Annotated in this window: 23 protein-coding genes; 15 read left to right on the top strand and 8 right to left on the bottom strand. The window is 58.2% G+C overall.

Annotated features, from left to right (window positions below):
- Nucleotides 1–40: 40 nt before the first annotated feature.
- The 7 genes from ACYZTR_RS01575 (at nucleotide 41) to ACYZTR_RS01545 (ending at nucleotide 5,728) form a co-directional block, all read left to right on the top strand.
- Nucleotides 41–1,534, top strand: coding sequence for an acetyl-CoA hydrolase/transferase family protein (locus ACYZTR_RS01575; protein WP_461975907.1), 1,494 nt, complete (start codon nucleotides 41–43; stop codon nucleotides 1,532–1,534).
- 319 nt (nucleotides 1,535–1,853) lie between these two features.
- Complete coding sequence (locus ACYZTR_RS01570; RefSeq protein ID WP_008154465.1) at nucleotides 1,854–2,069, top strand: DUF1127 domain-containing protein; 216 nt, start codon at nucleotides 1,854–1,856, stop codon at nucleotides 2,067–2,069.
- Nucleotides 2,070–2,325: 256 nt separating this feature from the next.
- Entirely contained in the window at nucleotides 2,326–2,535 is a 210-nt protein-coding gene (locus tag ACYZTR_RS01565; protein WP_461975905.1) for a DUF1127 domain-containing protein, read from the top strand.
- Between the two features lie 143 nt (nucleotides 2,536–2,678).
- Nucleotides 2,679–2,996: a DUF2388 domain-containing protein gene (locus ACYZTR_RS01560; RefSeq protein WP_461975903.1), complete on the top strand. Its 318-nt coding sequence runs from the start codon at nucleotides 2,679–2,681 to the stop codon at nucleotides 2,994–2,996.
- Between the two features lie 107 nt (nucleotides 2,997–3,103).
- Nucleotides 3,104–3,421, top strand: a complete 318-nt coding sequence (locus ACYZTR_RS01555; protein ID WP_461975901.1) for a DUF2388 domain-containing protein — start codon at nucleotides 3,104–3,106, stop codon at nucleotides 3,419–3,421.
- Nucleotides 3,422–3,449: 28 nt separating this feature from the next.
- The gene (locus ACYZTR_RS01550; protein WP_461975899.1) at nucleotides 3,450–3,770 is read left to right on the top strand and encodes a DUF2388 domain-containing protein; all 321 of its coding nucleotides are present in this window, start codon (nucleotides 3,450–3,452) and stop codon (nucleotides 3,768–3,770) included.
- Nucleotides 3,767–5,728: a DUF7844 domain-containing protein gene (locus ACYZTR_RS01545; RefSeq protein WP_461975897.1), complete on the top strand. Its 1,962-nt coding sequence runs from the start codon at nucleotides 3,767–3,769 to the stop codon at nucleotides 5,726–5,728. The genes ACYZTR_RS01550 and ACYZTR_RS01545 overlap by 4 nt, the downstream gene beginning before the upstream one ends.
- 152 nt (nucleotides 5,729–5,880) lie before the next feature.
- On the opposite strand, the gene trpA is transcribed toward ACYZTR_RS01545, so the two are convergent.
- Nucleotides 5,881–6,693 carry a tryptophan synthase subunit alpha gene (gene trpA / locus ACYZTR_RS01540; protein ID WP_461975895.1) on the bottom strand — a complete coding sequence of 271 codons (813 nt, stop codon included), beginning with the start codon at nucleotides 6,691–6,693 and terminating at the stop codon, nucleotides 5,881–5,883.
- Complete coding sequence (gene trpB, locus ACYZTR_RS01535; RefSeq protein ID WP_461975893.1) at nucleotides 6,693–7,928, bottom strand: tryptophan synthase subunit beta; 1,236 nt, start codon at nucleotides 7,926–7,928, stop codon at nucleotides 6,693–6,695. The genes trpA and trpB overlap by 1 nt, the downstream gene beginning before the upstream one ends.
- Before the next feature lie 126 nt (nucleotides 7,929–8,054).
- Between trpB and ACYZTR_RS01530 the strand changes: the two genes are divergently transcribed.
- On the top strand, nucleotides 8,055–8,948 hold the full coding sequence (locus ACYZTR_RS01530; protein WP_461975891.1) for a LysR family transcriptional regulator: 894 nt from the start codon (nucleotides 8,055–8,057) through the stop codon (nucleotides 8,946–8,948).
- Here the strand turns inward: ACYZTR_RS01530 and ACYZTR_RS01525 are convergent.
- Nucleotides 8,945–9,271: an ElaB/YgaM/YqjD family protein gene (locus ACYZTR_RS01525; RefSeq protein WP_054047930.1), complete on the bottom strand. Its 327-nt coding sequence runs from the start codon at nucleotides 9,269–9,271 to the stop codon at nucleotides 8,945–8,947. The genes ACYZTR_RS01530 and ACYZTR_RS01525 overlap by 4 nt on opposite strands.
- Nucleotides 9,272–9,426: 155 nt before the next feature.
- On the opposite strand from ACYZTR_RS01525, the gene ACYZTR_RS01520 reads away from it, so the two are divergent.
- Together ACYZTR_RS01520 and ACYZTR_RS01515 are read left to right on the top strand one after the other, a co-directional pair.
- The gene (locus ACYZTR_RS01520) at nucleotides 9,427–9,642 is read left to right on the top strand and encodes a dodecin (RefSeq protein WP_282383060.1); all 216 of its coding nucleotides are present in this window, start codon (nucleotides 9,427–9,429) and stop codon (nucleotides 9,640–9,642) included.
- A gap of 122 nt (nucleotides 9,643–9,764) precedes the next feature.
- Entirely contained in the window at nucleotides 9,765–9,989 is a 225-nt protein-coding gene (locus tag ACYZTR_RS01515; RefSeq protein ID WP_461975889.1) for a DUF1161 domain-containing protein, read from the top strand.
- A 64-nt stretch (nucleotides 9,990–10,053) separates the two neighbouring features.
- Here the strand turns inward: ACYZTR_RS01515 and ACYZTR_RS01510 are convergent, their stop codons facing one another.
- The gene (locus ACYZTR_RS01510; protein ID WP_461975887.1) at nucleotides 10,054–11,055 is read right to left on the bottom strand and encodes an LLM class flavin-dependent oxidoreductase; all 1,002 of its coding nucleotides are present in this window, start codon (nucleotides 11,053–11,055) and stop codon (nucleotides 10,054–10,056) included.
- Nucleotides 11,056–11,297: 242 nt separating this feature from the next.
- Between ACYZTR_RS01510 and ACYZTR_RS01505 the strand changes: the two genes are divergently transcribed.
- Both ACYZTR_RS01505 and ACYZTR_RS01500 read left to right on the top strand, forming a co-directional pair.
- Nucleotides 11,298–11,729: an OsmC family protein gene (locus tag ACYZTR_RS01505; protein WP_449644383.1), complete on the top strand. Its 432-nt coding sequence runs from the start codon at nucleotides 11,298–11,300 to the stop codon at nucleotides 11,727–11,729.
- A 157-nt stretch (nucleotides 11,730–11,886) separates the two neighbouring features.
- The gene (locus tag ACYZTR_RS01500; RefSeq protein WP_461975884.1) at nucleotides 11,887–12,120 is read left to right on the top strand and encodes a DUF1161 domain-containing protein; all 234 of its coding nucleotides are present in this window, start codon (nucleotides 11,887–11,889) and stop codon (nucleotides 12,118–12,120) included.
- A 6-nt stretch (nucleotides 12,121–12,126) separates the two neighbouring features.
- Here the strand turns inward: ACYZTR_RS01500 and ACYZTR_RS01495 are convergent, their stop codons facing one another.
- Together ACYZTR_RS01495 and ACYZTR_RS01490 are read right to left on the bottom strand one after the other, a co-directional pair.
- Nucleotides 12,127–12,549 carry a PA0061/PA0062 family lipoprotein gene (locus ACYZTR_RS01495; protein ID WP_461975883.1) on the bottom strand — a complete coding sequence of 141 codons (423 nt, stop codon included), beginning with the start codon at nucleotides 12,547–12,549 and terminating at the stop codon, nucleotides 12,127–12,129.
- A 40-nt stretch (nucleotides 12,550–12,589) separates the two neighbouring features.
- Nucleotides 12,590–13,012 (bottom strand): PA0061/PA0062 family lipoprotein, encoded by a 423-nt coding sequence (locus tag ACYZTR_RS01490; RefSeq protein ID WP_461975881.1) that lies wholly within the window; start codon nucleotides 13,010–13,012, stop codon nucleotides 12,590–12,592.
- Nucleotides 13,013–13,071: 59 nt separating this feature from the next.
- Between ACYZTR_RS01490 and ACYZTR_RS01485 the strand changes: the two genes are divergently transcribed.
- Nucleotides 13,072–14,163, top strand: coding sequence for an aminopeptidase (locus ACYZTR_RS01485; RefSeq protein WP_461975879.1), 1,092 nt, complete (start codon nucleotides 13,072–13,074; stop codon nucleotides 14,161–14,163).
- A 64-nt stretch (nucleotides 14,164–14,227) separates the two neighbouring features.
- Here ACYZTR_RS01485 and ACYZTR_RS01480 read toward each other — a convergent pair whose 3' ends face one another.
- On the bottom strand, nucleotides 14,228–14,878 hold the full coding sequence (locus ACYZTR_RS01480; protein WP_461975877.1) for an HAD family hydrolase: 651 nt from the start codon (nucleotides 14,876–14,878) through the stop codon (nucleotides 14,228–14,230).
- Nucleotides 14,879–14,904: 26 nt separating this feature from the next.
- The gene (locus ACYZTR_RS01475; protein ID WP_461975875.1) at nucleotides 14,905–15,450 is read right to left on the bottom strand and encodes a gamma carbonic anhydrase family protein; all 546 of its coding nucleotides are present in this window, start codon (nucleotides 15,448–15,450) and stop codon (nucleotides 14,905–14,907) included.
- A 74-nt stretch (nucleotides 15,451–15,524) separates the two neighbouring features.
- On the opposite strand from ACYZTR_RS01475, the gene prlC reads away from it, so the two are divergent.
- Entirely contained in the window at nucleotides 15,525–17,603 is a 2,079-nt protein-coding gene (gene prlC / locus ACYZTR_RS01470) for an oligopeptidase A (protein ID WP_461975873.1), read from the top strand.
- Nucleotides 17,600–17,887, top strand: a complete 288-nt coding sequence (locus ACYZTR_RS01465; protein WP_059403677.1) for a YheV family putative zinc ribbon protein — start codon at nucleotides 17,600–17,602, stop codon at nucleotides 17,885–17,887. Before prlC ends, ACYZTR_RS01465 begins: the two co-directional genes overlap by 4 nt.
- Nucleotides 17,888–17,988: the final 101 nt, after the last annotated feature.

Here is a 17,988-nt window from a genome sequence, read left to right as displayed (position 1 = left end):
AGACTGCACACCTTGCTTCCGTTACCCGAGATAACAATCCATGTACCGTGACCGTATTCGCTTGCCTTCGTTGTTGGATAAGGTGATGAGCGCCGCCGACGCCGCCGCTTTGATTGAGGACGGCATGACCGTCGGCATGAGTGGTTTCACCCGCGCCGGGGAAGCCAAAGCCGTGCCCCACGCACTGGCCGAACGCGCCAAAATCACCCCGCTGAAAATCACGTTGATGACCGGCGCCAGCCTGGGCAACGACCTCGATAAACAGCTCACCGAAGCCGGCGTATTGTCACGACGCATGCCGTTCCAGGTGGACAGTACTTTGCGCAAAGCCATCAACGCCGGCGAAGTGATGTTCATTGACCAGCACCTCTCGGAAACCGTGGAGCAACTGCGCAATCAGCAGCTCAAACTGCCGGACATCGCGGTGATTGAGGCCGTGGCGATTACCGAGCAGGGCCATATCGTGCCGACCACTTCGGTGGGTAACTCGGCCAGCTTCGCGATTTTCGCCAAACAGGTGATCGTCGAGATCAACCTGGCGCACAACCCGAATCTCGAAGGTCTGCACGACATCTATATCCCGACCTATCGGCCGACCCGCACACCGATTCCTTTGGTCAAGGTTCATGATCGCATTGGCAGCACGGCCATCCCGATCCCGCCGGAAAAGATCGTCGCGATCGTGATCACTAATCAGGCTGACTCGCCGTCCACTGTAACGCCACCGGACGTCGACACTCAGTCCATTGCCGACCACCTGATCGACTTCTTCAAACAGGAAGTGGCTGCCGGGCGCATGACCAACAAACTCGGCCCGCTGCAAGCCGGGATTGGCAACATCGCCAACTCGGTGATGTGTGGCCTGATCGACTCGCCCTTCGAAGACCTGACGATGTACTCCGAAGTGCTTCAGGACTCGACGTTCGATCTGATTGACGCCGGCAAGCTGAGTTTTGCTTCGGGCAGTTCGATCACCTTGTCGAGCCGTCGCAATACCGATGTTTTCGGCAACCTTGAGCGCTACAAGGACACACTGGTCTTGCGCCCGCAAGAAATTTCCAACCACCCGGAAGTGGTGCGTCGGCTCGGAATCATCGGCATCAACACGGCGCTTGAATTCGACCTGTATGGCAACGTCAACTCCACCCATATCTGCGGCACACGGATGATGAATGGCATCGGCGGCTCGGGCGACTTTGCGCGCAACGCGCATTTGGCGATCTTCGTGACCAAGTCGATCGCCAAGGGCGGCGCGATTTCCAGCGTGGTACCGATGGTCAGCCACGTCGATCACACCGAGCATGACGTCGACATCCTTGTCACGGAGATCGGTCTGGCGGACTTGCGTGGCCTGGCGCCGCGAGAGCGCGCTCGAGTCATCATCGATAACTGCGTGCACCCGGACTATCGCCAAGCCCTGGATGACTACTTCACAGCGGCTTGTGCTCTCGGCGGACACACGCCGCATATTTTGCGTGATGCCCTGAGCTGGCACATTAATCTTGAAGAAACCGGGCGAATGCTGGCGGTGTAATTGATACAGATGGCCGCTGACGCAAACACAGTTTCGTCAGCCTGCTGTTGCCAAGCAGAAATGCGTTTAAAACTGTACTGCTGTACCGGTCTTTTCCTACGGCACTAACCGACATTTTTCAGCAAAACCATCAAGAATGCACCATATCAGTGCGGACAAGTACAGTTGCCTCAATTTAGACCAGTACACCACCCATTAACAGTTAACTGGTCCTTCACAATACAGGTGAACTGTATCTACAGAGACTAGCCAAACGAGAGGATCATTGGCATCAGTTAAACCACTACCTAATCCCGCCACAAGCGGAAGGATGTCAACCATGGAACGTACACTCAGTTCCGAGCTGTTTTTCGAAGACAACGCTGTAAAAACCCAGGCTTCCACGCCTCTTCGCGTTCTCGCCAACCTGATGTTGTGGCAGCGCCGCATCTCCAGCCGCCATCAACTGGCTCGTCTGGATTCGCGTCTGCTGGCTGATGCCGGGATTAGCGAAGCACAACGCTACGAAGAGCTGAGCAAGCCGTTCTGGCGCTAAGTTAGCGTCGCTGGCTCTGACCCACCGGGTCCACCGCCAGCATCCAAATTGAAAAACAAAGCCCGTCGTGGGAAACCACGACGGGCTTTGTCGTTTGCGAGCATCAATACGGGTCATACAGTGGAGACACCTCTTAACAAGTACAGTTTGAATATTATTCAAACTGAGCCAATACAATTTCGCCGTAGTGTGTCTGTTGCAGCAGGCAGGAAGGGATCACCCTGAAATCCCGAATTGCCAGCACCAGGACCGCGCCATGAATCACTTACTGGATGTTTCCGTTTCCACACCTGTTTCAACGCCTCGCCCCGGTTGGTTTCGTAGATTACTGAGGAGCTTCGCCAGTAGCCTGGAAAGGGCCCGAACCCGGCGTTTACTGGGCCAACTCAATGACCGGCAGCTCTCAGACCTGTGCATCAGCCGCGCGGATCGTCTCAACGAATTGGATAAACCGTTCTGGCGCTAGCTCCCTGCTTGAGCAGACGGGACTGTTCGAACCGATACTCCAGGCCTAATATCCAGATAGAACGTGGCGAACGCTGCATGACTGGCGTCTGACTCAATAGACACTGCGCCACCTCTCAATCGGTTTTCCAAAGGAGTATCACCATGTCCCGACTTCGTCTGCTCAGCGCTGCAGCCCTGCTTGCCGTGGCTGCCAATTCCCACGCCTCCAGCTTTATCGTGACCACCGATGCCGTCGTTGGCGCGCTCAAGGCCACGTCCGATGCGACCTCCGATGTCACTTCTTCCTTTCGCGATGACAAAATCGTGCGCGCCGCCCGTGACGACGCCGCCAGCTTCGTTGCCAGCGAAGGCGCCATTCGTGGTGTGAAACTGGAAAGCGCTCTCGACCATATTCGCCACCAGGCACCTCAGATGAACGCGACGGATGCACAACTGGCGCAAGCCATACTGACTATCTAAGCGGCATCACTGACGTGGGACACGCCCGCCGTGTCCCAATGTTTCGGCGCTGGCTCTAGACCGGGCATTGCGCTAGCCTTGCGACTCGCCTTCAGCTATCGAGTCTCATGCGTTTTCTTTCACATCTATTGATCATTCCGGTTTTTGTGGCAGCCTTTTGGATGGGCTCGGTCCATGCCTTTGACGCCTTTAACCTGTCAACACAAGGCATTGTGGCCACCGGTTACGCCACAAGCATGGTGGCCTCTGCCCCCTTCGACCGTAAGCTGCTCCTCGCGGCACACGATGACGCTGCGGCGTTCATCGCCAGCGACGGCCAACTGCGAGGAGCACAACTGGAGTCCGCCCTGATTTATCTGCGCCGGACCCAGTCAAAACTTCATGCCAGCGACCTTGAACTGGCGCAGGCAATTCTCGTCCAATAGTTATCCTTGTCCCTTGCGGAGTCGTTCCATGCGTACCCCTTTGATTGCTGCCGCCCTTGGCCTGCTGATATTGACCGGTGTGGCCCAGGCACACACCCTGGTCGCCACCAGTAACATCATCATCAACGCCACCCAACGCACGCTTGATTTTACTTCCGATACCACGACGTCCATCCGTGACTCGAAGATCGTTCGTGAAGCCCACGACGATGCAGCCAGTTTCGTCGCCAGCGATGGCGACATTCGTGGCGCGCACCTGGAGGCGGCTTTCAACACGCTACGCACCCGCGTGCCGGAAGCGCGAGACGCCAGTGACCAGGTTCTCGCCGAAGCCATCCTCGCACTGTGAGGTCGCCAGGCGCTTGGCTGTTGGCCGGGGTCATGTTGCTGCTCGTCAACACGGCCCAAGCTGACTTGCAATTAAGGCTCAAGACCGACGGGCTCAGCCCCGCTCAACAGCAGGCCAGTCAGGCGTTGCTCGATGAAGCTATGCAGGCCCTGCCGCCGCGGTTCATCGAGCAGCTCGACCGACGCATCGACGTCGGCTGGACCGATGACATGCCGAGCAACGCTTTCGGCCAGGCGTCGCTGGTGTCCGAGCTGGATCTGAACCGCAACCTGCTTGCCAGCCTCACTGACGGCAGCGCCGCGACCAAGAAGACCTATCGCCCCCATGGCACCGTGCGCCGCGAAATGCTTGCCACTGTGTTGCACGAACTCACCCACATCTATGACCGCTCGCGCCTGTGGCCAGACGCAGAGCGCACGCTGATTCAGCGCTGCACCCGCCGCAACAGCAGCTTGGGACTGGTGGGTATCCCGGACCAATGCCGCGGCCAATCAGCACGGCGTTTTACCCTCAGTGATGACCCGCGCCTGCTCGACCTCGCCGGCTGGCCGCAGTACGTTGGCCGCCGCGGCGAGCGCGAACAACATAACCGGCAAATTGCCCGTAGCCCGGACATTTACGAAACGAGCAGCCCCAAGGAATTTGTCGCGGTCAACATGGAGTATTTCCTCCTGGACCCGAGCTATGCCTGCCGTCGCCCTGCGCTGTACCGCTACTACAAAGACCATTTCGGCTGGGCGCCCACCGCTAAAGACGCGTGTGGCAAAACCTTCTCCTTCCTCAATGCCGGCAACGATTTCGGCAAAACGCCACTGGGCAAGGTTGATCCGGAGCGGGTTTACGCCGTCGACTATCTGCTGGCTGAAGCCAACCAGAACTGGGTCAGCCGCTGGGGCCACAGCATGTTGCGGTTGGTGATCTGTGCACCCGGCCGGCCACGTGGTCCGGATTGCCGGCTCGATCTGGATCAGCATCTGGTGTTGTCCTACCGCGCCTTCGTCGGTGATTTACAGCTATCGAGTTGGGACGGACTGGTGGGCAAATACCCGTCGCGCCTGTTTGTCCTGCCGCTGGCCCAAGTGATCGACGAATACACCAAGACCGAATTGCGCAGCCTGGCCTCGGTGCCGCTGAACCTGTCGCGCAGCGAGATCGAAGACGTGGTGGAACACGCCGCCGAAATGCACTGGAGTTACGACGGCAACTACTTCTTCCTGTCCAATAACTGCGCGGTAGAGGGCCTGAAGTTACTGCGTAGCAGTACTAACAATACAAAACTGGTCGGGTTGGACAGCATCATGCCCAACGGTATGCTGGAAGTACTCAAGGGCCGCGGGCTGGCGGACACCAGCGTGCTGGATGATCCCCGCGAAGCGTTGCGTCTGGGCTATCGTTTCGACTCCTTCCGCGATCGTTATCAAGCGATGTTCGAAGTGCTGAAGAAGCACTTGCCGATCAAGCAGGAAAAGGTCGAAGACTGGCTCGCCTTGAAAGCTGAAGAGCGTCGACAATGGATCGACCAAGCCGATTTGCGCACCAGCGCAGCATTGCTGTTGTTGGAGCAGGCCGCCTTCCGCCAACAATTGGTGCTGGCCCAGGACGAAGTTAAGCAGCGCTATCTGGGCGCTCGGGAATTGAAAAACGGCGGCATGGACAAAGCCAACGCGACCTTGCAGCAAATTCTTGCCAACAGCGGATTCCTCAGCCGTCCGGCGGAGCTGCTTGGCACCGGGGGTTATGGATTGCCGCAGCCGAGTGAGTGGCAGCGTCTGGAGTCGGAAAGCAGCCTGCGGCAGAAGCAGCTTCAGGCGCTGACAGGCGATCTGGACAAAGAGGTGAGAGCGCTGCTCGAACCGAGCCGTGCGGCCGAGATGGCCGCCAACGAAGCCAACCTGAAGCAGGTCGGCGCGCATTTGAGGAAGTTGCACAAGGCGTCGGGCGGGTTGGAGTTGCCGTAAACAACAGGCTTCGCGACTGATCCGCGAAGCCTTCAGCGCCTACAGGCTATTCAACAGCAAAAAGGGCTTTAGAACGTAGTCCTGAAGCCCTCGGTCTTGCTGTTTAGTCTGTGCCGCGAGGCTCTAATTCCTCTGTATCAGGAACTTTGCCTTCAGCTGACGCGGGCTTTACGCACGCCATCGGCCAGCGCCGCGCAAAGACTCAACACGCCATCGACAGCCTGGTCCGGCGTCGAGGCATTGGCGATGTGATCGATCAACGCCGAACCCACCACCACACCGTCCGCGAGGCGAGCGATGGACGCTGCTTGCTCTGGCGTACGAATGCCGAATCCGATGCTGATCGGCAAATCGGTGTGGCGACGCAAACGGGCAACCGCTTCTTCAACATGCTCCAGAGTCGCGGCGCCCGCACCGGTCACACCGGCAACAGACACGTAGTAAACGAAACCAGAGCTGCCGTTCAGAACAGTCGGCAGGCGCACATCATCGGTCGTCGGTGTCGTCAAACGGATGAAGTCCAGACCTGCTGCCTGAGCTGGATCGCACAGTTCGCCGTTATGTTCGGGCGGCAGGTCGACCACGATCAGACCATCAACACCCGCCTCTTTGGCGTCGGCAATGAAACGCGGCACGCCGTACATGTGAATCGGGTTGAAGTAGCCCATCAATACCAGCGGCGTCTCGCTGTTGCCTTCACGGAACTCGCGAACCATTTGCAGGGTTTTCGCCAGGTTCTGCTTGGCGCCGAGGGCGCGGATGTTGGCCAACTGGATTGCCGGGCCGTCGGCCATTGGATCGGTGAAGGGCATGCCCAACTCGATCACGTCGGCACCCGCGCCAGGCAAGCCTTTGAGGATCGCCAGAGAGGTGTCATAGCTCGGGTCGCCAGCGGTAACGAAGGTCACCAGGGCGGCACGATTCTGTTCCTTGAGTTCGGCAAAACGCGTTTGCAGGCGGCTCATCAGTGTTTCTCCTGCTTGGATTGCTCTTGCTGAGAGTGTTCCATGTGGTGCATCACGGTCTGCATGTCTTTGTCGCCACGGCCGGACAGGTTGACCACCATCAGGTGATCTTTGGGCAGGGTCGGAGCGCGCTTGAACACTTCGGCCAGGGCATGGGCGCTTTCCAGTGCAGGAATAATCCCTTCCAGGCGGCAGCATTTGTGGAATGCGTCGAGGGCTTCGTCGTCGGTCACCGAGGTGTACTGCACGCGGCCGATGTCGTGCAACCAGGCGTGTTCCGGTCCGATACCTGGGTAGTCGAGGCCGGCGGAGATGGAGTGAGCGTCGATGATCTGGCCATCGTCGTCCTGCAGCAAGAAGGTCCGGTTACCGTGCAGCACGCCCGGTACGCCGCCGTTCAGGCTGGCTGCGTGCTTGCCGGTTTCGATGCCGTACCCGGCGGCTTCAACGCCAATGATCTCGACGCTTTTGTCGTCGAGGAACGGGTGGAACAGGCCCATGGCGTTGGAACCACCACCGATGCACGCCACTAGGCTGTCCGGCAGACGACCTTCCTGGGCTTGCAGTTGGGTACGGGTTTCTTTGCCGATGACGGCCTGGAAGTCGCGGACCATCGCAGGATAAGGGTGCGGACCGGCCACAGTGCCAATCAGGTAAAAGGTGCTGTCGACGTTGGTCACCCAGTCACGCAGGGCTTCGTTCATCGCATCTTTCAGGGTGCCGGTACCGGCCACGACCGGGATCACTTCGGCGCCCAGCAGCTTCATGCGAAATACGTTGGCTTGCTGACGTTCGATGTCAGTGGTGCCCATGTAGATCACGCAATCAAGGCCAAAACGTGCAGCCACGGTGGCAGTCGCCACGCCGTGCATGCCAGCGCCGGTCTCGGCGATGATGCGTTTTTTGCCCATGCGCCGCGCCAGCAGGATCTGGCCGATGCAGTTGTTGATCTTGTGCGCGCCGGTGTGGTTCAGCTCTTCGCGCTTGAGGTAAATCTTCGCGCCGCCACAGAACTCTGTCAGACGTTCGGCAAAGTACAGCGGGCTTGGACGACCCACATAGTCGCGCTGGAAGTAGGCCAATTCTTCTTTGAATGCAGGATCATCCTTGGCCAATTCGTACTCACGGGCCAGGTCGAGGACCAACGGCATCAGGGTTTCGGCGACGTAACGGCCGCCGAACGCGCCAAACAGGCCGTTGGCGTCGGGGCCGTTGCGCAGATTAGTCTGGGTCATGGGTCGCTCCGGTTGAATGCGTGGGATGATGCTTTTGAAGAGAGAGTGGGCTTAACTCTACCCCTGACGCCGCAGACTGAAAACCGATAAGATCGCCGCAACCTGTCAGGAAAACTCACAAATCCAATGAGCCATGATCTTCCTCCTCTGAACGCCCTTCGGGCCTTCGAAGCGACTGCCCGCTTGAACAGCGTCAGCAAGGCCGCCGAACAGCTGCACGTCACCCATGGTGCGGTCAGCCGTCAGCTCAAGGTGCTGGAAGAGCACCTCGGCGTGAGCCTGTTTATCAAGGATGGACGCGGCCTGAAACTCACAGATGCCGGCATTCGTTTGCGCGATGCCAGTGGTGAGGCGTTCGAGCGCTTGCGGACCGTGTGTGCAGAGCTGACCCAAAGTACCGCCGATGCGCCGTTCGTATTGGGTTGCTCAGGCAGCTTGCTGGCACGCTGGTTTATCCCCAGGTTGGGACGGTTGAATACCGATCTACCAGACTTGCGTTTGCACCTGTCGGCCGGCGAGGGTGATCTCGATCCCCGTCGTCCGGGGCTGGACGCCTTGCTGGTGTTTGCCGAGCCACCGTGGCCAGCGGACATGCAGGTCTATGAGTTGGCGAGCGAACGCATCGGCCCGGTCATGAGCCCGAGATTCGCGGGCCACGAACGCCTGCGAGACGCACCGCCCACAGCGCTGCTGAACGAGCCATTACTGCACACCACCTCACGCCCGCAGGCCTGGCCGAGCTGGGCACAACAAAGTGGCCTCGACGCCAAGGCGTTGAAGTACGGTCAGGGTTTCGAGCATTTGTATTATTTGCTGGAGGCCGCTGTGGCCGGGTTGGGTGTGGCGATTGCTCCTGAACCGCTGGTGGCCGAGGACTTGAAGGCCGGTCGCCTGGTTGCGCCTTGGGGCTTCAGTGAAACCCCGGCGCAACTGGCGTTGTGGCTACCCCAGCGCGCCGCGGACGGGCGCGCTCGGCAACTGGCGCAGTGGCTCAAAAACGAGCTGCGCCAGACGGATTAGTCACCGCGTTTGCACAGCAGATAAGCCGCGAGCAGACCCAATGCACCGACGGCAACACCCGCTGTAGTCCAAGGGTGTTCCTGGGCGTAGTCCCGCGTGGCAATGCCGGTTTCACGGGTTTTGACTTTGACTTCTTCGTACGCATCGCTGAGCAGGTGGCGCGAATGCTTCAGCGCGTTTTCGGCGTTGCTTTTCAACGCTTTAAGGGTTTTACGCGACTCGTCCGAGGCGTCGTCTTTCAAATTTTCCAAAGATTTCAGCAGACTCTCGATCTCGGCTTCCATGCTTTGCAATGAGGCTTTACGTAAAGAGGTGTTGGCCATGGTGGCTCTCCTGCATTGATTGAGTTGCGTGTGTTGGTTGGGACTTCAGGGGTTCCAGAAAGTGCAGTAAATCTGAACTTCTGCGTCGGACTGGCCGACAGAAGTAATACGAAAAATCACTGCTAGGCTGTATTTCACACCCTGAGGAGAACGCCATGACTGATCATCACACCTACAAGAAAGTCGAACTGGTTGGCTCGTCCACCAGCAGCATTGAAGACGCCATCAACAACGCTCTGGCCGAAGCCAATAAAAGCATCAAGCACCTGGAATGGTTTGAAGTGACCGAAACCCGCGGGCACATCAAGGACGGCAAGGCTGCACATTTCCAGGTGACGCTCAAAGTCGGGTTCAGGATTGCCACCAGTTGAGTTTGCGCTAGGCTTCTGAACTTGCACGCTGGCCGAGCGCCATAGGGAATGGCAAAACGTTACATCAGTACATCCGGCGGATCGCTGGGTGCCCCTATTGATCCGACCAGGGAATGCGACCGATGAAGAGTTTTATTTTGGCGATAGGTTTGTTAAGTCTTGCAGGAACAGCCTTTGCTCACGGCAAGCCATGCGAAGAGCTGAAAGCTGATATCGCCGCGAAGCTGGATGCCAAACGTATTTCCAACTATTCACTGGAAATCGTAGATAAAGGCACTGCTGCTGACGGGAAAGTCGTCGGCACCTGTGAAAAAGGCACCAAGCAAATCGTCTACAAGCAGGGCTGACCTCCCTCCAAAATGAAAAAGCCAACGCAATGACGTCGGCTTTTTTGTGCTCGTTATTTGAAAGTCAGCCCTTCATGATCTGCGCCAGCAGCTCATAGGAGTGCACACGATCGGCATGTTCGTACAGGTCGCAGGTGAAAATCAGCTCGTCCGCCTGGGTCTGCTCGATCAGTACTTCCAGTTTGGCGCGGATTTTCTTCGGGCTACCGACCATCGCCAGGCCAAGGAAATCGCCGACTGCTTCTTTCTCATGAGGCAGCCATAGACCGTCCATGGTTTTCACTGGCGGACGTTGCACCAGGCTCTGACCACGCATCAAAGCGAGAATCCGCTGGTAGACCGAAGTCGCCAGATAATCCGCCTGCTCGTCGGTGTCAGCAGCCACCAACGGAACACCGAGCATCACGTAGGGCTTATCCAGCACTGCTGAAGGCTTGAAGTGATTGCGGTAGACGCGAATGGCCTCATGCATGAAACGCGGTGCGAAATGTGAAGCAAAGGCGTAGGGCAAACCGCGTTCACCGGCCAGTTGTGCACTGAACAGACTGGAGCCCAGCAGCCAGACCGGGACATGAGTGCCGGTACCCGGCATTGCGATGATCCGCTGGTCCGGGGTGCGCGGACCGAGGTAGCGCATCAGTTCGGCCACGTCTTCAGGGAATTCGTCGGCGCTGCCGGAGCGTTCACGGCGCAGCGCGCGAGCGGTCATCTGATCAGAACCGGGTGCGCGCCCCAGTCCCAGATCTATCCGCCCCGGATAAAGGCTTTCGAGGGTGCCGAACTGCTCGGCGATCACCAGTGGCGCGTGGTTGGGCAGCATCACGCCACCAGAACCGACACGAATAGTCGAAGTGCCGCCGGCCAGGTAGCCCAGCAGTACCGAGGTTGCGGAACTGGCAATGCCGTCCATGTTGTGGTGTTCGGCAACCCAGAAGCGGTTGTAGCCGAATTTTTCGACGTGCTGCGCCAGGTCCAGAGAGTTGCGCAGCGACTGGGCTGCGCTGCCGTTTTCCCTCACGGGCACCAGATCGAGGGTCGAAAATTTGATATCGGACAGTCGTTTCATAAACCTGCTTCTCCATTGAGTACGCAGGTTTTTTCTCGCAAACGAGAACCTGCCGAATCTATAAGCGTGTTTCATGCAATGAGGGCATATACCCGAGTTTCAATAGCCAGGACGAAAATTCCTACGAAAACGGTAGGACTATTCAGATCAGGTGAACTTTGCACCACCGTCTATCCTCAGAACCCTAGCAACCGAAAACCACGAAGGCGTGACGCTTCACGCCGGATCTTGAGGAGGCAGATATGGCTATTACAAAGAAAGCATCGGCTCATTGGGAAGGTGACCTGAAAACCGGCATCGGCTCGATTTCCACGGAAACCGGTGTACTCAGAGAAGCGCCCTACGGTTTCAAGGCGCGTTTCGAAGGCGGCAAGGGCACCAATCCGGAAGAGTTGATCGGCGCGGCGCACGCGGGCTGCTTCTCTATGGCGTTTTCGATGATTCTCGGCGATGCAGGTCTCAAGGCTGACAGCATTGATACCAACGCCGAAGTCACTTTGGATCAGGTTGAAGGCGGCTTTGCGATCACGGCGGTGAAATTGATCCTCAAAGCTAAAATCCCTGGGGCGACACAAGCGCAGTTCGAGGAACTGAGCAACAAGGCCAAAGAAGGTTGTCCGGTGTCCAAAGTGTTGAACGCGAAAATCAGTCTGGATGCGACGTTGGTCAACTGATATTGGCCTGTCTCTCTACCCCATAAAAGATCGCGGCCTTCAACAGGCTGCGATCTTTTATGCGCTGGAACAAAACCTGGCTGGCGAGATTGTGGTCGAATGAATGACAGCAGCTAAAACGCATTACCGTGCGCGCTGCCTCAACGGAGCTTCAACCATGAAACGTTTTGCCTTGGCGGTTATCTGTTGCACGCTGGCCACATCGGCCTTGGCGGCACCGAAATCCTGTGAAGAACTCAAGGCCGAGATTGAAGCCAAGATCCAGGCCAATAACGTCTCGTCCTACACCCTGGAGATCGTCACCAATGACGAAGTACACGATCAGAACATGGTCGTCGGCAGTTGCGAAAGCGGCACCAAGAAAATCATCTACCAGAAGAACGACCGCTGATTCACCTCACGGGACGCAAAAAGACTCCCGATCTTCAGCGACGATCTCCCGCTTGGCGTTGTACAACCGGGCGCCAGGGGTGAATGCTATCGAACGGCCTTCCAGCACATAACGCTGGCCGGCTTCGAAATGATCGTAGTTGATGGTCAGGTAGCACAACCGTTCCGTGGGGTCGCTCATCATGCCCATGCCTCCACCACCGGGCACTTCAAAGTCGAATCTGACAACCAGCTCATGGCTGCCCGGCGTGACCTGGAAAAAACGCCCATCGCGCATTCGCTGATTGTCCAGTCGCTCCGCCATCAGCAACTTATCGTTGGGGAATGGCGTAGAAAAGTCGACCCACGCCATCTGCGGATTGACTGCCGGCAACGGACTTGTGCAGCCAGCAACTACGCTTGCGGTCAGTAACAGCATTAACCTGCGCATGATGAATGTCCCAAGGATTGGTCATTCAGCATAGCGCTGATCAGATGCGTTGGCAGCCTGCCGGTACGCCTTGGCCAATCACTTTTCGCTGCTGATCGTAAAGTTTGGCCCACGGCCGAAAACCGATATTCCCCGCCTGCAGCTGATACCGCTCGCCAGCATTGAAGTCCTTGAATTTCACGTTCAGCTGGCAGTCACGCCATAGTGGCTCGGCGTCGGGGCCGATGTTGGTTGGCGCGACCGGGAATTGATAACGAACCGTCAGCTCATGGCTACCCGGCTGAACCTCGAAATAGCGCTTGTCGGTGGAAGCCTTGTCATCGACTTCCAGCGCTTGCAGCGCGGAGTCTTCCTGCTTCGAATCCAGGTCGATCCACGCTTGAGCCGGATCATGGGGGGGTAATCCGAATCCAGCACAACCTGCCAGCATCAGCAGGCTTCCTGTCAGCATCAACGTGCGCATAGCGGAGCTCCAGTCAGGCGGGATAGTCTTGTGGGCAGACTCTCCAGGGATGATTCATTTTGATCAGGCCGCTTCCAAGCCTTGGATTACTTGATCGCGTTTTACGCATTTTGTTTCCGGGTGTGTTGTTTTTGTTGCTCAACGGTTGCGCCGGCGTCAGCTATTACGGCCAATTGGCCAGTGGTCAGCTGCAATTGATGCGGGCACGGGAGCCAGTTTCCACAGTGATTGCCAATCCCGGTCGCGATCAGCTATTGCGTGCGCACCTGACTCAATCGCAAAAAGCCCGCACGTTCGCCAGCCAACAGCTGCATCTGCCGGATAACCAGAGTTACCGTTTGTACGCCGACATTGGCCGGCCGTTCGTAGTCTGGAATGTCTTCGCCACGCCGGAGTTTTCTCTGACGCCGCAGAACCATTGCTTCCCGATCGCCGGTTGCGTCGCCTATCGCGGCTATTACAGTCAGAGCGCAGCTCGCGGTGAGGCAGCATTGCAACGACTGCAAGGTATGGACGTGTCGATCGGTGGCGTCGAGGCTTATTCGACGCTCGGCTGGTTCAACGATCCGATCATCAGTTCGATGATGAGCTGGGGCGACGAACGATTGGCCACGCTGATCTTCCATGAACTGGCGCATCAACGCTTTTATGTGAAAGACGACACCGAATTCAATGAGTCTTTTGCCACCTTCGTCGAACAGGAAGGCACCCGCCAATGGCGTGCATTCCGCGACCTGGCGCCAGACAACGGCGCGCAGGTGCAGCAACGGGACCAGTTCATTCAATTGGTTCTGGAGACCCGCACGCGACTTGAACGGCTGTACACCCTGCCCTTGGCCGCCGACCCTATGCGCCAGCGTAAAGCCGCCGAGTTCGAGCGCTTGCGGAGTGAATACCGGCAGCTACGCGATAGCCAGTGGGCCGGGGACAAACGCTATGACGCATGGATCAATGCGCCAATGAACAATGCCCGGCTGTTGCCGTTTGGGCTGTACGACCAATGGGTGCCGGCGTTTGCGGCGTTGTTCAGACAGGCGGGAGGGGATTGGGTGAAGTTTTATGCGGCAGTCGAGAAGCTCGGCGCCTTACCGGTTGATGAACGCAAGGCGACGTTGAAAGCGTTGGCGGAATCAAAAAGTCCTGCTGGCTGAGCGGGCCTCATCGCGAGCAAGCTCGCTCCCACTGTGGGAGCTGGCTGCTCGCGATGCGGTTCAACTAATGCTGCAAAAACGCCTGATGCATCTCTTCCAGCGTCTCGAAGTGATACACCGGTGCTTCAGCGCTCAACTCTTCCCGACTGCCAAAGCCGTAACCCACCGCCGCCGCATCCAGCCCGTTGCTGCGCGCACCGATCAAATCGTGCTTACGGTCGCCGATCATCAGGGTGTTAGCCGGGTCCAGGTTTTCTTCGGCCATCAAGTGGGCGATCAACTCGACTTTGTTGGTACGAGTCCCGTCCAGTTCGCTGCCATAGATCACTTTGAAGTGCTTGGCGAAGTCAAAGTGCCGGGCAATTTCCCGCGCGAAAACCCATGGCTTGGACGTGGCGATATACAGCTGTCGCCCTTGTCCGCTGAGTGTCTCCAGCAGCGGCGTGACGCCATCAAATACACGATTCTCGTACAGGCCGGTGACTTTGAAGCGTTCGCGATAGAAGTTCACCGCCTTCCAGGCCTTGGGTTCGTCGAAGTCGTAGAACTGCATGAACGCCTGCAACAGTGGCGGGCCGATGAAGTGTTCGAGCTTGGTCAGGTCGGGCTCATCGATGCCCAGTTTGCTCAGGGCGAACTGGATCGAACGGGTGATGCCCTCGCGCGGGTCGGTCAAGGTGCCATCGAGGTCAAACAATATGGTTGGGTGATGCATGTTGAATCCTGAATAAGGGCGCAGGGTCAGAGCGGGTCGTAGCCTTCGGCCAGATGCAAATTCTTGAGCTTCACGTAATTCGCCGCGCTGTAGGTGAAAAAGGCTTTTTCCTTGTCAGTCAGCGGCCGGATCTGCTTCACCGGGCTGCCCACATAAAGGAAGCCGCTGTCCAGGCGTTTGCCCGGCGGCACCAGGCTGCCAGCGCCAATGATGACATCGTCGTCGACCACCGCACCGTCCATGACGATGCTGCCCATGCCGATCAGAATCCGATTGCCCACGGTGCAGCCGTGGAGCATCACTTTATGCGCGATGGTCACATCGTCGCCAATCAGCAACGCAAAGCCATCGGGATTGAACGGCCCGGCATGGGTGATGTGCAGCACACAACCGTCCTGCACGCTGGTGCGCGCGCCAACACGGATGCGGTGCATGTCGCCACGAATCACTGTCAGCGGCCAGACCGAGCTGTCTTCGCCGATTTCAACGTCGCCGATCACCACCGCCGAACCGTCGACAAAGGCGCCTTTGCCGAGCAGCGGCGTGTGGTTCTGATACTTGCGAAGGGTCACGATAGGCTCTCTCTTTTGCTGATAGCTGCGGTTGTCGTCGATTGTAATTATGATGGGGCTATGTTTCTTCATGCATGTTTCTTCCAGCCAAGGTGCCAACCGTGAGCGTGAACAACCCTCTTTTGCAGTCCTACGACCTGCCGCCGTTCTCGGCGATCCGTGCCGAACACGTGCAACCGGCCATCGAACAGATCCTGGCTGACAACCGCGCCGCCATTATCGAGATCCTCAAGACCCAGGGCAAACAACCGACCTGGGCCGGCCTGGTGCTGGCGATGGACGAGCTGAATGATCGACTGGGCGCGGCCTGGAGCCCGGTCAGCCACCTGAATGCCGTGTGCAACAGCGCCGAACTGCGCGAAGCCTACGAATCCTGCCTGCCAGCCTTGAGCGCCTATTCCACCGAACTGGGGCAGAACCGCGAGTTGTTCGAAGCATTCGAAGCACTGGTCAACAGTCCCGAAGCTGCCGGTTTCGACGTGGCGCAGAAAACTATCCTGGAACACTCACTGCGTGACTTCCGTCTGTCGGGTATCGACCTGCCGGAAGCCGAACAGAAGCGTTACGCCGAAGTGCAGAGCAAATTGTCGGAGCTGGGCAGCCGCTTCTCCAACCAACTGCTCGACGCCACTCAGGCCTGGACCAAACACGTCACCGAAGAAGCCGCCCTCGCTGGCCTGACCGATTCGGCCAAGGCGCAAATGGCCGCCGCCGCCCAAACCAAAGACCTGGATGGCTGGCTGATCACCCTGGAATTCCCGAGCTACTACGCGGTGATGACCTACGCTCACAACCGCGCCCTGCGCGAAGAAGTCTACGCCGCCTATTGCACCCGTGCGTCGGACCAAGGCCCGAATGCCGGTCAGAACGATAACAGCCCGGTCATGGAACAAATCCTCGACCTGCGTCAGGAGCTGGCCAGACTGTTGGGTTTCGCCAGCTTCTCGGAGCTGAGCCTGGCGACCAAAATGGCCGAATCCAGCGATCAGGTACTCAGTTTCCTGCGCGATCTGGCCAAGCGCAGCAAGCCGTTCGCCGCCCAGGATCTGGAACAGCTCAAAGCCTATGCCGCCGACCAGGGCTGCCCGGATCTGCAAAGCTGGGACAGCGGTTTCTACGGTGAAAAGCTTCGCGAGCAGCGCTACAGCGTCGCCCAGGAAACCCTTCGCGCTTACTTCCCGATCGACAAAGTGCTGGGCGGTCTGTTTACTATCGTCCAGCGACTGTACGGCATAGAAATCGCCGAGCAGAAAGGCTTCGACACTTGGCACCCGGATGTTCGCCTGTTCGAAATCAAGGAAAACGGCCAGCACATCGGTCGCTTCTTCTTCGACCTCTACGCCCGCGCCAACAAGCGCGGCGGTGCCTGGATGGACGGCGCCCGCGACCATCGCCGCACGGCTGAAGGCGTACTGCAGAGCCCGGTGGCGAACCTGGTGTGCAACTTCACCCCGGCCGACAGCGGCAAGCCAGCCCTGCTGACCCACGACGAAGTCACCACCCTGTTCCACGAATTCGGCCATGGCCTGCATCACCTGCTGACCCGCGTCGAACACGCGGGCGTGTCCGGCATCAACGGTGTGGCCTGGGACGCGGTCGAGTTGCCAAGCCAGTTCATGGAAAACTGGTGCTGGGAGCCGGAAGGCCTGGCGCTGATTTCCGGTCACTACGAAACCGGCGAACCGTTGCCTCAAGATCTGTTGGGCAAAATGCTCGCGGCGAAAAACTTCCAGTCCGGCCTGATGATGGTTCGCCAATTGGAATTCTCGTTGTTCGACTTCGAATTACATGCAACTCACGGCGACGGTCGTAGCGTGCTGCAAGTACTCGAAGGTGTGCGTGACGAGGTCTCTGTCATGCGTCCACCGGCCTACAACCGTTTCCCTAACAGCTTCGCCCACATCTTCGCCGGCGGTTACGCGGCGGGTTACTACAGCTACAAATGGGCTGAAGTGCTGTCGGCCGATGCCTTCTCGAAGTTCGAAGAAGACGGCGTCCTCAACGCCGATACCGGTCGCGCATTCCGTGAAGCGATCCTGGCGCGCGGTGGTTCCCAGGAGCCGATGGTGCTGTTCATCGACTTCCGGGGACGCCCGCCGTCGATTGACGCACTCTTGCGCCATAGCGGCCTGAGTGAGGTTGCAGCAGCATGAGTGAGGGGCCTGTGATTACCAAAAGACGCTTTATCGCCGGGGCGGTCTGCCCGGCCTGCAGCGAGCCGGACAAGTTGATGATGTGGAACGAAGACGAAGTCCCGCACCGCGAGTGCGTGGCCTGCGGTTATTCGGACACGCTGAATGAACAAGGCCTGTCCGTGCCCAAGGAATTGGGCACGCGGGTCAACACCTCGGCGCTGAAGGTGCCGGACGCCAAGGTTCAGGCCGTGCAGTTTTTCCCGAACCCGAAGCTGAAGAAAAAGCCTGACGAGCAACACTGAGTCAACACCACCTTCCACTCCTGAACAGATTGGAAGGTGGTATCTATCTACCACCTTTGCCCTGCGCTTCCTTTATAGGCTGACCGAAACCAGCCTCTGCC

The organism is Pseudomonas sp. Hz4, assembly GCF_054898165.1.
The sequence above is the reverse complement of the archived record's forward strand: the minus strand, read 5'-3'. Positions and strand labels throughout refer to the sequence as shown.

What these genes read in the sequence shown, in the direction of transcription:
- ACYZTR_RS01515 (WP_461975889.1), top strand. Translation starts at nt 9,765, where the DNA reads ATGAAGAGTTTTATTTTGGCGATAGGTTTGTTAAGTCTTGCAGGAACA.
- ACYZTR_RS01525 (WP_054047930.1), bottom strand. Translation starts at nt 9,271, where the DNA reads ATGGCCAACACCTCTTTACGTAAAGCCTCATTGCAAAGCATGGAAGCC.
- ACYZTR_RS01495 (WP_461975883.1), bottom strand. Translation starts at nt 12,549, where the DNA reads ATGCGCAGGTTAATGCTGTTACTGACCGCAAGCGTAGTTGCTGGCTGC.
- ACYZTR_RS01465 (WP_059403677.1), top strand. Translation starts at nt 17,600, where the DNA reads ATGAGTGAGGGGCCTGTGATTACCAAAAGACGCTTTATCGCCGGGGCG.
- ACYZTR_RS01530 (WP_461975891.1), top strand. Translation starts at nt 8,055, where the DNA reads ATGAGCCATGATCTTCCTCCTCTGAACGCCCTTCGGGCCTTCGAAGCG.
- ACYZTR_RS01510 (WP_461975887.1), bottom strand. Translation starts at nt 11,055, where the DNA reads ATGAAACGACTGTCCGATATCAAATTTTCGACCCTCGATCTGGTGCCC.
- trpB (WP_461975893.1), bottom strand. Translation starts at nt 7,928, where the DNA reads ATGACCCAGACTAATCTGCGCAACGGCCCCGACGCCAACGGCCTGTTT.
- ACYZTR_RS01565 (WP_461975905.1), top strand. Translation starts at nt 2,326, where the DNA reads ATGAATCACTTACTGGATGTTTCCGTTTCCACACCTGTTTCAACGCCT.
- ACYZTR_RS01520 (WP_282383060.1), top strand. Translation starts at nt 9,427, where the DNA reads ATGACTGATCATCACACCTACAAGAAAGTCGAACTGGTTGGCTCGTCC.
- ACYZTR_RS01480 (WP_461975877.1), bottom strand. Translation starts at nt 14,878, where the DNA reads ATGCATCACCCAACCATATTGTTTGACCTCGATGGCACCTTGACCGAC.
- ACYZTR_RS01500 (WP_461975884.1), top strand. Translation starts at nt 11,887, where the DNA reads ATGAAACGTTTTGCCTTGGCGGTTATCTGTTGCACGCTGGCCACATCG.
- prlC (WP_461975873.1), top strand. Translation starts at nt 15,525, where the DNA reads ATGTTTCTTCCAGCCAAGGTGCCAACCGTGAGCGTGAACAACCCTCTT.
- trpA (WP_461975895.1), bottom strand. Translation starts at nt 6,693, where the DNA reads ATGAGCCGCCTGCAAACGCGTTTTGCCGAACTCAAGGAACAGAATCGT.
- ACYZTR_RS01490 (WP_461975881.1), bottom strand. Translation starts at nt 13,012, where the DNA reads ATGCGCACGTTGATGCTGACAGGAAGCCTGCTGATGCTGGCAGGTTGT.
- ACYZTR_RS01505 (WP_449644383.1), top strand. Translation starts at nt 11,298, where the DNA reads ATGGCTATTACAAAGAAAGCATCGGCTCATTGGGAAGGTGACCTGAAA.
- ACYZTR_RS01560 (WP_461975903.1), top strand. Translation starts at nt 2,679, where the DNA reads ATGTCCCGACTTCGTCTGCTCAGCGCTGCAGCCCTGCTTGCCGTGGCT.
- ACYZTR_RS01570 (WP_008154465.1), top strand. Translation starts at nt 1,854, where the DNA reads ATGGAACGTACACTCAGTTCCGAGCTGTTTTTCGAAGACAACGCTGTA.
- ACYZTR_RS01555 (WP_461975901.1), top strand. Translation starts at nt 3,104, where the DNA reads ATGCGTTTTCTTTCACATCTATTGATCATTCCGGTTTTTGTGGCAGCC.
- ACYZTR_RS01550 (WP_461975899.1), top strand. Translation starts at nt 3,450, where the DNA reads ATGCGTACCCCTTTGATTGCTGCCGCCCTTGGCCTGCTGATATTGACC.
- ACYZTR_RS01575 (WP_461975907.1), top strand. Translation starts at nt 41, where the DNA reads ATGTACCGTGACCGTATTCGCTTGCCTTCGTTGTTGGATAAGGTGATG.